Source organism: Bifidobacterium angulatum DSM 20098 = JCM 7096 (assembly GCF_001025155.1).
GTDB classification, from domain to species: Bacteria; Actinomycetota; Actinomycetes; order Actinomycetales; family Bifidobacteriaceae; genus Bifidobacterium; species Bifidobacterium angulatum.
Genome location: NZ_AP012322.1, coordinates 1647180 through 1658423 on the forward strand (window position 1 = coordinate 1647180; position 11244 = coordinate 1658423).

At 59.0% G+C, this 11244-nt stretch carries 10 protein-coding genes and 1 tRNA gene; 5 read left to right on the forward strand and 6 right to left on the reverse strand.

The annotated features are described in order from the left end of the window. Nucleotides 1–7: 7 nt before the first annotated feature. A complete protein-coding gene (locus tag BBAG_RS06580; RefSeq protein WP_003827224.1) occupies nt 8–724 on the forward strand; it encodes a DUF4125 family protein in 717 nt (238 codons plus the stop codon). 207 nt (nt 725–931) lie between these two features. Continuing rightward, nucleotides 932–2470 carry an alpha/beta hydrolase family protein gene (locus BBAG_RS06585; RefSeq protein ID WP_231855857.1) on the forward strand — a complete coding sequence of 513 codons (1539 nt, stop codon included), beginning with the start codon at nt 932–934 and terminating at the stop codon, nt 2468–2470. On the opposite strand, the gene BBAG_RS06590 is transcribed toward BBAG_RS06585, so the two are convergent. Together BBAG_RS06590 and BBAG_RS06595 are read right to left on the reverse strand one after the other, a co-directional pair. After that, nucleotides 2459–2995 (reverse strand): hypothetical protein, encoded by a 537-nt coding sequence (locus BBAG_RS06590; RefSeq protein WP_003827229.1) that lies wholly within the window; start codon nt 2993–2995, stop codon nt 2459–2461. The two genes, BBAG_RS06585 and BBAG_RS06590, sit on opposite strands and share 12 nt — an antisense overlap. After that, the gene (locus BBAG_RS06595) at nt 2992–4881 is read right to left on the reverse strand and encodes a PspC domain-containing protein (RefSeq protein ID WP_081443777.1); all 1890 of its coding nucleotides are present in this window, start codon (nt 4879–4881) and stop codon (nt 2992–2994) included. Before BBAG_RS06595 ends, BBAG_RS06590 begins: the two co-directional genes overlap by 4 nt. Before the next feature lie 113 nt (nt 4882–4994). Between BBAG_RS06595 and BBAG_RS06600 the strand changes: the two genes are divergently transcribed. Further along, nucleotides 4995–6485 carry an ATP-binding protein gene (locus tag BBAG_RS06600; protein WP_033508815.1) on the forward strand — a complete coding sequence of 497 codons (1491 nt, stop codon included), beginning with the start codon at nt 4995–4997 and terminating at the stop codon, nt 6483–6485. Continuing rightward, nucleotides 6482–7162 carry a LuxR C-terminal-related transcriptional regulator gene (locus BBAG_RS06605; RefSeq protein WP_003827235.1) on the forward strand — a complete coding sequence of 227 codons (681 nt, stop codon included), beginning with the start codon at nt 6482–6484 and terminating at the stop codon, nt 7160–7162. Before BBAG_RS06600 ends, BBAG_RS06605 begins: the two co-directional genes overlap by 4 nt. Nucleotides 7163–7251: 89 nt before the next feature. Here BBAG_RS06605 and BBAG_RS08595 read toward each other — a convergent pair whose 3' ends face one another. The 3 genes from BBAG_RS08595 to serS form a co-directional block, all read right to left on the reverse strand. After that, nucleotides 7252–7440 (reverse strand): hypothetical protein, encoded by a 189-nt coding sequence (locus BBAG_RS08595; protein ID WP_147554666.1) that lies wholly within the window; start codon nt 7438–7440, stop codon nt 7252–7254. A gap of 3 nt (nt 7441–7443) precedes the next feature. Beyond that, nucleotides 7444–7528: transfer RNA gene (locus BBAG_RS06610), tRNA-Ser, on the reverse strand. Between the two features lie 297 nt (nt 7529–7825). Next, on the reverse strand, nt 7826–9112 hold the full coding sequence (gene serS / locus BBAG_RS06615; protein ID WP_033508816.1) for a serine--tRNA ligase: 1287 nt from the start codon (nt 9110–9112) through the stop codon (nt 7826–7828). 112 nt (nt 9113–9224) lie between these two features. Between serS and BBAG_RS06620 the strand changes: the two genes are divergently transcribed. Beyond that, nucleotides 9225–10331 (forward strand): diacylglycerol/lipid kinase family protein, encoded by a 1107-nt coding sequence (locus BBAG_RS06620; protein WP_033508817.1) that lies wholly within the window; start codon nt 9225–9227, stop codon nt 10329–10331. Nucleotides 10332–10382: 51 nt separating this feature from the next. Here BBAG_RS06620 and BBAG_RS06625 read toward each other — a convergent pair whose 3' ends face one another. Then, on the reverse strand, nt 10383–11243 hold the full coding sequence (locus BBAG_RS06625) for a PRD domain-containing protein (RefSeq protein WP_407921667.1): 861 nt from the start codon (nt 11241–11243) through the stop codon (nt 10383–10385). Nucleotide 11244 lies beyond the last annotated feature (1 nt).

The window sequence follows — 11244 nt, forward strand, 5'->3', positions numbered from 1 at the left end:
TGTGGGTATGGAAATGAACGACGTCGTGGACGACAACATGCAGACAGTGCTGAAAGAAGGCACCGGGAATCATGGGGCAGATCGGAATCGCACCGCATGGGATTGGAAAAACAATGGCGATGCCGAACTCATCGAGCATATCGTGCGTTTGGAATGGAACGAATTCCAGCATACGAACAATGAAGGTGGACGTGCCGCATGCCAAGGCAACTGGCCGCTGTTCCACCAGATGCGGCTCAGCCAGTTCCTTACCTGGCCGCACGACCTGCTGGCAAGCTACCGGAACGATCTTGAACGAGCCGACGCCACCGGTCGCAATCTCGTCACCGAAAAATACGGACGCATGATGCGTTCCACCCATCCCGAGGAATACACGGCGAATATCGAACCGTATATCCCCTCGCTGAGCGCTTCCCGCGAAGCATTGCAGGAGCGAATCATCGCCATGCAGGTGGCGTGGGCACGCAAGTTCCGCGAGCGTTACCCGAAACTCGGGCAAGCCATGCGCGTGTTGACCACGGCCGAGGATACCGCCGATGCCACGTCGTTCGAAACCTATCTACGCGGCGAATTAGGCACGTATTCAGAGCACACGCTGAATCTGTATCTCGCTTTTGTAGAGCATTTGGCCGGCGAGCAGCGCAATCTGACCGAGGAAACGATTGCCAATACGGTGCGTTTTGGCGGTTTCCGTGATCTTATGGAGGCGGAATCGACGCAATGACGCATCGGAATGGTGGAACCGCCGAATACTGAAACCCATCCGACGCCGTAGCGACCTACAGTGGCAGTTGTGCAAACAGTATCGGATACATCACAGAAAACAGGAACAACCAGCCCATCTGGTACGACAATGCAACGCATATGGATGACGTTCGCGGCCACCATAGTCATTGCGCTAGTGCTGACGGCGCTATTATGCGCTTTCGGCATGGCATGCACGCCTCGATGGCAGGTCGAACCGTTCACGAATCATATCGCGGTGCATTCGCCCAGCACATCCATCCAGGCCACAGGGGTCGTCACGCCGCAGGAGGGCCGTTATCAGGTCAAAGAAACGCATATCACAATCCAGCTGAGCGGCAGGGTGAAGGCCGTGGCAATCGTGCGGGAGCCGATTGGGGCATCGGAAGGCCATGCGGCCTGTCTGTTCATGCACGGCTCGGGCACCGGGAAATCGTCCGAGGCCTACGGCGATATTGCCCGGGCCATGGCCACTGCAGGCATCACCACTTTGGTACCGGATAAGCGGCTTGACAATTACTCCATGTTGAGCCGTGACTATGTGTCCAGTGCCAACGATTATGCAAAATCCTTGCGGGTTCTGCGCAGCTGGCCGGGCGTGGACGCCGCCAAAACAGGCATCTACGCCGAATCCGAAGGCACATGGATCGCCACCGTATTGACTCATGAGCACCCCGATCTGGCATTCGCCATCCTGACATCATCACCTGTAGTCTCAGGTCGGCAGCAGATGGCCATGGCGGCCACCAGCTGTCTTAAGGCCACTGGCGCGCCGGATGCCATCATTCATATCATTCCGAAACTCACCAGCCTGAGCGTGGACAACGTCGGTCCGAATTATGCTGATTTCGACGCCGCCTACTACCGCAGATCGCTTACGATGCCTCTGCTGATCAACTACGGCACGCAAGATACGGCAATGCCGATCGAACAGGGCGCGCGGCTGTTGACCCGGGCCGCCAATGCTGCAGGCAACCATAATGTGACACTGCGGTATTACAACGCCAATCATCAGATGCGCACCGGCAGCCTGTCGGCTCCCAACCTGCCCTTGGCGTCGCATTACACGCACGATCTGGAGGATTGGGTGAACGCCGTGGCCGCCGGCACCGGCGTAGGCGGCTGGAAGACACCCATGATTGCGGGCAGCCGGCCTCATCAGGAGTTCGCGGCCCCGCCATCCACCGATGCCGGTCTGCTCTCCTCGCTTGGCGTGCTGACGAGCGCTATCCTGCTCTGCCTGGCATGCTGCGTAGCAACCGTTTTCGGCGGCATCATATTGACGCTCGCGCACATGATTCGAACACGTCGCCATAAGACGAACAATCATCGTTTCCCCGTTCCGCTGCGCATCGCACTCATATTGAACGTGGCGTTGGCCGCCGTAACGACATGCGCACTCCTCGCCTATCTGGTCATGGTGATTCAGGATGCGATCACATTGACGAGCAACTCGGCCGTGCTGGCCCGCAACTGGCATGGCGTGGTGGCGTTGACCTGGCTGGAACTGGTGGCGTTTGCCTGGCTGATTGCGCAATACGCCGTCATGCGCATGCCAAAGCCGCCGTACGCTCATGCGGAACATGCACGGCCGGACCTGCACGCCGCCGCAAGCCAAGCCGGCAAGGAAACCTGGGGCGGCGGGCACACAGCCGTTGCCACATTGGGTATGCTGGCTTCGGCGCTGTCTTTGCTGCTTTTGGCGTTCTGGGGACTATTTAGCTAGGGGCATGGAATCTCCCGCAGCTGATTCCCCGCCCATGGATTCCTCCGATTCGCGGCGATTATGTATTGCCGAGACTGCCGCCCATACGGCTGCTGTGATGAGCAGCAGCACGCCAAGTCCGCCGATGCCGCCGATCAGGAGCGTCTGCGGATTCGGCATCCAGTGCCATACGCCGATCGGCAGCAGGCATAGCATCGTCATCAGGCCAATCAGGCAGAGGAACACGCCCAATACTATGGTTCCGGCACTCGGCCCGGACGGACGAATCACCAGGTTGCCGTCGACTTTGCCGATATGCACCTGTTTGGATGGGTCGACCGGTTCGATGGGGCGCGCCGATTGGGGATGTGCCGATTCCGTATGCGCAGGCTCTGCAGGCGCAGTTTCTGCATGCACCGACTGGGTATTTGCCGGCTTGCGTGTCGATTCGTGTGCCGGTTCATGTACCGGCAGGGTCTGCGTAGGCATATCAGCGACGTCGGCGATATTCAGAACCGGCATCTCGCGGGTTGCGTCGTCATTCATTTCGTTTCCTTTCCATCGGCGCTGTGCTGCGATTTCGCATTTGCCGATCCCAACGGCAGCTTGCTGTCGGACGCGTATTGCACGGTGACGCTGCCGGCGGCCGTTCCAGCGATGTTGATGCATAGATCCGGCTGTTGCGGAGCCTTGTCCGACTCGATGGACGGCCAATACCATTTGTGGTCGTAGATGGTTTTGAACGCTTTGTCGAGATTCGTGCCGTCATATACCGCATCACCGGATTTGACGGCGTCGTCGTGCTCATCCGCATTATCGTAGTTGCTGAAATCGTCGTAGTCCGAAGTACCGGCAAGCGCCGGGACTCCCTTGCTCAACCCGTTGACGCCGTGTTGCGTGCCACTATTGTCGAGGAACAAGCCGATCCAGCCCATACCGTTGTTGAAGGTGAGGCCGTCCGGGCCACCCACATAATCCACGATGTTGCTGAAACCGTTATCCTGGTCCCCAACCGACCACTGGCATCCGTCCGGCAATGTGACCGCCACCTGAACATTCGCCGCCATCAGATTCAGCGTGCCTGTCGGGCAGGAGCTTTCGCCGTACGTGCCGTCTTCGAGCCTGACCTTATGCTTGCCATGCGTGGTCGGATAACCGCTCAAATCGATATTCAGTACATCGTTGGCGTAATCCTTGCCGGATATCACCAAACCACGCTCGTAGCGTTTCATCTGCGCATCACTGGTGTCGCTCCATGTCATGGTCCCACTCACCGTCACACGCCGATAGTCCTTCGGAATCTGCCAATAGCGGCTTTCCAACGTGACCATGCCCATGCAGAATGCCATCACCACAGCCATGAACGCGGCGCACCACGCCAACGGATGCAGGCCGCCGGCTCGCCGCCCCACGCAGCCGAGTATCACGATTGTTATGCCAATGCCCAGGCAGATGCCACCGCAGCACATCGTGGCAAGGCGCAGCAGCCGTTGCGGATACTCCCAATCGATTGCGAGCGTGGTGGCGCACCAGCCGGTTCCGGCGATCGCCAGCAATGCCAGGCCAAGAGTCGCCAGCACCAGCAACGGGCCAGCCGGCTTGCGGCGAACACGCTTCGGCCGTGGCTGGGGTGTTTTGTCTTGTGGCGGAGCGGAGAATGTCGGGGGCACGCTGGCCGTGACAAACGCGGCAGGCTCGTTTACCGGCTGTTGAAACGTCTGGTACGGCGATTGCGCAGGCCCGCGCGCGGCATTATTCTGCGATTGCCGTTGCGCATACTGCGACTGGGTCGAGACGAACGGCTGTGCCGGGGCGACCGGCTGGGTCGGTTGAGTCGGCCGATTCGGTTGAGTCGACTGCCCCGACTGCCGTGCCGGCGGTTGCTGGGATTGCGGCTGCGGCATGTGGGGCTGCTGCCATTGCGCCGCATACGATTGACGATTGATCAGCAGCCACAGCGCCAGCGCGGCCATGGCGAACGCCGCCCAGCCCACGCCGGGAAGGCAAATCGCCGCTGCGGCACAGATTAGTGCGCCAAGGCAGTTCCAATCCCAATGGCCATTGATCAGCTCCTCGCACAGGATCCTGTCGTCCGTCTCGTCCGGAAGCAGAAGCCAAGCCAATGCGTAGAACGCGGCTCCGGCGCCGAACAGCAGCGAGGTAAGGATTACCAACGCACGCACCAAAGTCGTGCTCCATCCCAACCTGCGGGCCATGCCATCGCATACGCCTGCGATCCAACGGTCACGGCCGCGTATGATGCGGCTGGAGCGGATCCAGAAGAAGAACCGGCTGCCACGATTCGGCTGCGGCTGATATGCCGGGGATTGCGCCTGTGATTGGGGTGACGATTGGGACTGCGGCTGTGGCGACGGCCCGGCAGACCCCGCGTTCCACCAACCATCCTGAGGATTATTGTTTGCATTGCTCATGCTTCCATTACAGCAACCCTCAACCGTCAGCCGTATCAGGGAACACCCTGAATCTGCCCTGAACACTGGCTCAAAGCCCTGAATCCATGACCCTGGCAAGGCACAATGGAATCATGAAGTCCTTAGCCAAACCACGCTACACGCAGGAACAGTACGAGCAGGCCAGTGCGGTCTATATGTATTGGTGCCGTGACCAGGCGTGGCGCGAAGGCCGCGCGACGCCATCCAAGCAGGCACGTCTGCCATTGCTGCGCCCCGCATATGGCCGTATGGTGGCCGGCGTATCCAAAGCCATCAGCATGCATCTGGGTATCTCCGTTCATCTGATCCGCCTGATCTTCATCATCGCCACGTTCTTCTTCGGCTCCGGCGCAATCACCTATATCTTCCTGTGGATCACTGTTCCGGTCGGTGACCCGGTGCAGCGGGCGTACGCTATTGCCGGCAGCCAATCCGTAAGCGATGCGCCACTGTCACGCGGCAACGCAGGAAGCGCACAGAGCGGCGGAATACCATCGCCTGCCACCGGGAATGCCGCGGATACAGCTACGTCCGGAGGCAACCCGTCATCGTCCGAAAGCCTGGAGCAGATGCTCAGGCAGGCGCCGAAACCTGCATTGCTGGCCTTAAGCGGACTGGCTGCACTTGCCATATGCGGCATCATGCTGGCCGGAGGCATGCCGGGTTCGCTGGTGTTGCCGTTGCTGCTCGGCATGGTCGGCATCGGTGTTTCCTGGCTGCGGTTCAATGCGGAGGAAGGCCAGCTGTGGACGATGCTCGGCGGCATCGCGCTTATCTTCTCCGCATATGCGATCTATGTCGCCGCGCATGTGCACATGGTGGAATCCGTGCGGCATGCCACGGCTGATCTGTTGTTTGCCGGATTGGCGATGCTTGTCGGCGTGCTGTTGGCGATTGTGCCGTGGATTATGGCCCTGATTCGTGATCTGGGCACGGAACGCGCATTGAAGGAACGCGAAGAGGAGCGCGCCGACATGACCGCCCATCTGCATGACGGCGTATTGCAGACGCTGGCGTTGATTCAGCTTCACGCAGGCGACCAGCAGACCGTGTTCTCTCTGGCGCGTTCGCAGGAACGCGAACTGCGTGAATGGCTGTATCAGGAGCGCACTACGTCGGACCGTTCCGTCAATGCCGGGTTGAAGGAAATCGCGGCTCATGTGGAGGATACGCACGGTAAGCCGATTGAGGTGGTGACGGTGGGAGACGCACTGCCGAGTACGCAGACCGATGCACTGCTGGATGCCACGCAACAGGCGCTCGTCAACGCCGTGACGCATGGCGGCGAACCAATATCCGTCTACTGCGAGGCAAACGACAAACTGGTGGAGGTGTTCGTACGCGACCATGGTGATGGCTTCGATATCAATGCCGTGCCTGCGAACCGCTTGGGCTTGCGCGAGTCGATTATCGGACGTGTCAAACGGCGCGGCGGTACAGTAGAGATTGTGTCACGCACCAACTGGGGCACGGAGGTGCGCATGCATATGCCGATTGTGACGCAGAAAACAGGCGCCGAGCCGTTGCAACAGCCGCAACAGGCACAGCAATCGCAACATTCCCAGGTTAAGGAGCAGCAATGAGCGAACCGGAGCAACGCATCAGAATCGCCATCGTGGATGATCATGAGATGTTCCGCGCCGGTGTGATCGCCACGCTGCAACCGCATTTCGATGTGGTCGGTCAGGCCGCGGACGTGGAGGGATCGGTGGCGATGATCGCGCAGACCAAGCCGGACGTGGTGTTGCTGGACGTGCATGTGCCGGGCGGCGAAGGCGGCGGTGGCACTGAAATCCTTGCCAAATCACGCCTCTACTCCCCCGATACCGTGTTTTTGGCATTATCAGTCTCCGATTCGCCACAGGATGTCGGTTCCGTAATCCGTGCTGGGGCGCAAGGTTATGTGACCAAAACGATTTCCGGTAGCGACCTCATCTCCTCCATTAAGCAGGTACATGAGGGCTATGCCGTGTTTTCGCCAAAACTGGCTGGTTTCGTACTATCGGCCTTCCAAAACGGGTCATCGACGAACAGCTCGATCGGCGGCTCAATCCACGATGATGAGCTGGACCGGTTGTCGAACCGCGAGCAGGAGGTCATGAGGCTTATCGCACGCGGCTACACGTATAAGGAGGTCGCCGCGGAACTGTTCATCTCCGTCAAAACCGTGGAGACCCATGTCAGCTCCGTACTGCGCAAGCTGCAGTTGTCGAATCGCACCGAGTTGACCCGTTGGGCCGCCGATCGACGTATCGTGTGATGCCGGAACGCACTGATGCCGATGCATACTGTTATCGACGCATAACTGCGCGGCATTGGTTTCGGTTCCTCGCAGGGGCGCAATCCAGCTCATGCGGGGTTAATGACAATTACTGCGGCCTGTATGACAATTTCTGTGACGGCAGTATCATATTTCGTCACTTTCATCACAGCAATTGTCGCTAACCCCGCAGAAACAGTCAAGAACGGCGGTGTTTCGGCGGTTTCAGTGGTTATAGGCAACAAAAAACCGCAGCCATATGACTGCGGTTCATTCACAAGCGGGCAGAGCGAGATTCGAACTCGCGGAGGCTTGCACCTCAACGGTTTTCAAGACCGTCTCTTTAGACCGCTCAGACATCTACCCTACGTGCCAAACCATCCGCACGAACACGCATCACACGTATGCATGCGAACAGGCACCTCAGTTATTGTAGCGTCACCCTTCCCCGCCGCGACACGACCGGGATATGCAATACAACATATCCACCGCATCCAGTAGTTATGCACAAGTTATCCACAGCATAACATGGGAATATCGGATCCCGACAACGGTCTTCCTCCATCGGCAGTCCTCCATCGGCAGTCCACACCATACGAATACGGCGCCAACGCAGCAACGTTGACGCCGTATGCAGCTGATGATCAATCAGTATTCAAGCGATCAGGCTTCCCACTTGGTCGGCTCGATGACTTCCTTGCCTCCCATGTAGGCGCGCATGGCCTTCGGGATCTCGATGGAACCGTCCTTCTGCTGATGGTTCTCCATGATGGCGACCAGCCAACGCGTGGTGGCCAAGGTGCCGTTCAGCGTGGCCACGGCGCGGGTGGAGCCATCCTCCGTGCGCTCGCGGATGTTCAGACGGCGGGCCTGATACTCGGTGCAGTTGGAGGTGGAGGTGAGCTCGCGGTAACGGCCCTGGGTCGGAACCCAGGCTTCGCAGTCGAACTTGCGGGCCGCGGAGGAGCCCAGATCGCCGGCGGCGGTGTCGATGATGCGGTACGGCACCTCGACCTTACCGAGCATCTCCTGCTCCATGGCCAGCAGATGCTCATGCTCTTTGTAGGAGTCCTCCTGCTTGGCGTAGACGAACATCTCCACCTTGTCGAACTGGTGCACGCGGATGATGCCGGAAGTATCCTTGCCGGCGGCACCGGCTTCGCGGCGGTAGCAGGAGCTCCAGCCGCAGTAGCGCAGCGGGCCGTTCTCAAGGTTCAGGATCTCGTTCTCATGCATGCCGGCGAGCGCCACTTCGGAGGTACCGACCAGGTACTGGTCGTCAGGCTCGCGCAGACGGTAGATCTCGTCCGCATGGGAGTTGAGGAAGCCGGTGCCGCGCATCACTTCAGGACGCACCAGCGTCGGGGTGATGGCCAGCGTGAATCCGTGCTCCTCGGCCTGGTCGACGGCCATGGTCAGCATGGCGATCTGCATGCGGGCCACGGCGCCACGCAGGAAGTAGAAGCGGGAACCGCCGACCTTCACGCCGCGTTCCATATCGATGCCTGCAACGCCGCGGCCAAGCGTGAGATGGTCCTTGGGTTCGAAGCCTTCGGCAGCGAAGTCACGGATATCGCCGACCTTCTTGACGACCACATAGTCGTCTTCGCCGCCTGCCGGTGCCTCCGGCTCGACGATATTGGACAGCTTCCACATGGCGGTGGTGTATTCGCCGGTGGCGGCATCGGCCGCGGCCTTGTATTCGGAGACCTTCTTGGAAAGCTCTTTGGTCTCGGCAATGAGCTTGGCCTTATCGTCGCCGGAAGCGGCGGCGACCTTCTTGCCGATTTCCTTCTGCTGCGCACGAGCGGCCTCGAAATCCCTCAGCGCCGCACGACGCGCCTCATCGGAGGTCAGCACTTCATCGACGAGTTCGACGGATTCCCCGCGCTTGCGTTGCGATTCCTTAACAACATCAGCGTGTTCACGAATGAATTGAATATCAAGCATGAGCCTAAGCCTAGTGCCGCGTAACGACGCATCGCAGCCGTTCGTGCAGGATTGGGGAGAATTCCCGAAAAGAACGTCGCCGTTATCCTGACTCTTCGTAACAATAGGTGGCATGTCTAGAAGTGCGCTCCTCATTGTTACGGTAATCGCGATGGTAATCGCCATCGTGCTGGCGATCGTTCTTGTCGTACGTTCGCGCAAACGCCGCGCTCTGGTCGATGTGCTCGGAAAGCGAGACAACGATTCCGTCCGCTACGCATTCGTGATCAACCCCTCGAAACCTCAGGCCAGCGAACATAGACGTTTCATCGCCTCATACTGCGCGAATCACGGGCTTAACGACATCGAGTTCATCGAAACCCAACTCGATAAGGACGGCCGCGTCTGCGCACAGGAGGCGCTGGACCACGGCGCCGACGTGGTAATCGCCGTAGGCGGCGACGGAACCGTGCGCACCGTTGCCAGCGCGCTTTCCGGCACCGGGCATGCGATGGGCATCATTCCCATCGGCACGGGCAATCTTTTCGCACGAAATATGGGCATCCCCGTGGGCGACATCGAAACGGCGCTCACCGTGGCAACCTCGCATGGGTCGCGGAATGTGGACATGGGGCGCATGATGCTTCTCGACAACGAGAAGGAGAACCACGCCCATGCGTTCCTCATCATCGCGGGAATCGGCTTTGACGCCGCGATGATCGACGACACCGACCCGCAACTCAAGAAGAACATCAGCTGGCTGGCATATTTCGTGGGCGGCATGAAGAACCTGTTCGCACCCAAATACCATGGTACTGTCACCATCACCAGCGCCGACGGCAGCATGCATTCGAAGAGCAATCTCACCTTCCGCACGTTCATGGCCGGCAATTGCGGGGATATCCCCGTGTTCTCCCTGATGCCCAAGGCCTCCTACGATGACGGCATCCTTGATTTTGAGATTATCGACACGACCGGCGGACTTATCGGCTGGGCCAACCTTTTCAGCGATATTGCATACCAGACCGTCACCAAAAAGCCCGAGCAGAATCCGATTTCCATGAATTCCACCGTCGACCAGATTCAGGGCGTCAGCGCCGAACTGGAACTGGAGAAACCGGCTTTGGCCGAAGTGGATGGCGATATCCTCGGGGAAACGAAACATATACGAATCAGTGTGGAGAAACGCGCCTTGACGGTACGCGTACCGGAGGCGACGCCCGACGTTCACCAGGACTGAACGATAGACGCAAGAAACGTCTGGCCGTAGGCGGGCAATCCCCCTAGCTTTTCATATATTGGATAGGACTATGCGCTGACGCCATCCTCCACCGCATCCATGGTGACGCGGGAGATATGCAAGGCAAGAGTCCTCGGTAAGATGCGCGTCCAACCGCAATGCCGCGACAGCAGCGATCTTGTCGGCGCAACGCATGGCATCGGAATAGGTTTCCTTAATCGAGTTGATGATCGGCTGCGGCTCTCGATCAAGCTGCTTGTTCTGGCTGATGCGAACGAACAGATAGCGCAGATGCGTAATGAAACGACCGACGTTGACGCTGTGCTGATCGAGCTTCACCCCGTATGACTGCTCGATGACCTTGAGCATCTGCTGAATCACGCCCGTGATCTTATATGTGCGAGACAGATCCCCCGTAGTGAACCCGGCATTGACCAGATGCATCGCAAAGGCGGACACTTCGCCTTCAGGGAGGATTCCGCCGAGATACGTGTTGAGTATCGCCACAAGCTTTTCCGCCTGCTCATACTCTCGCGCATACAACGACTGCACTTCCGCCTGCAGCGGATATTCGACGTTGACTCCTTTGTTGATGCGCCGAATGGCACCGGTCAGGTGATCGGCCAAAGCCATGACGAGAGCCGGGCGCCGCTCAACCTGGGCGCCCATGCCGATTCTCGTCATGGCTTCAGCGACCAATCGAATGATCTCAGGCGGAATATCTGCCAGCAGTTCCGCCATATGATCCGGATCACGACCGTCGGAGGGGACGAATCGCCTGACGACCTTGGACTCGTCAATACGCTGCCCCGGCTTGGCTTGGAATCCAAGGCCACGCCCAGTGAGAATCACTTCGCTTTTCCCGTCTTTCGCCAAGACAACATTGTTATTGAATACGCGAAGCACTTCCACT

Excerpts from the sequence above, each read along its gene's own strand:
- BBAG_RS06580 (WP_003827224.1), top strand. The coding sequence starts at position 8 with ATGGAAATGAACGACGTCGTGGACGACAACATGCAGACAGTGCTGAAA.
- BBAG_RS06585 (WP_231855857.1), top strand. The coding sequence starts at position 932 with ATGGCATGCACGCCTCGATGGCAGGTCGAACCGTTCACGAATCATATC.
- BBAG_RS06590 (WP_003827229.1), bottom strand. The coding sequence starts at position 2,995 with ATGAATGACGACGCAACCCGCGAGATGCCGGTTCTGAATATCGCCGAC.
- BBAG_RS06595 (WP_081443777.1), bottom strand. The coding sequence starts at position 4,881 with ATGAGCAATGCAAACAATAATCCTCAGGATGGTTGGTGGAACGCGGGG.
- BBAG_RS06600 (WP_033508815.1), top strand. The coding sequence starts at position 4,995 with ATGAAGTCCTTAGCCAAACCACGCTACACGCAGGAACAGTACGAGCAG.
- BBAG_RS06605 (WP_003827235.1), top strand. The coding sequence starts at position 6,482 with ATGAGCGAACCGGAGCAACGCATCAGAATCGCCATCGTGGATGATCAT.
- serS (WP_033508816.1), bottom strand. The coding sequence starts at position 9,112 with ATGCTTGATATTCAATTCATTCGTGAACACGCTGATGTTGTTAAGGAA.
- BBAG_RS06620 (WP_033508817.1), top strand. The coding sequence starts at position 9,225 with ATGTCTAGAAGTGCGCTCCTCATTGTTACGGTAATCGCGATGGTAATC.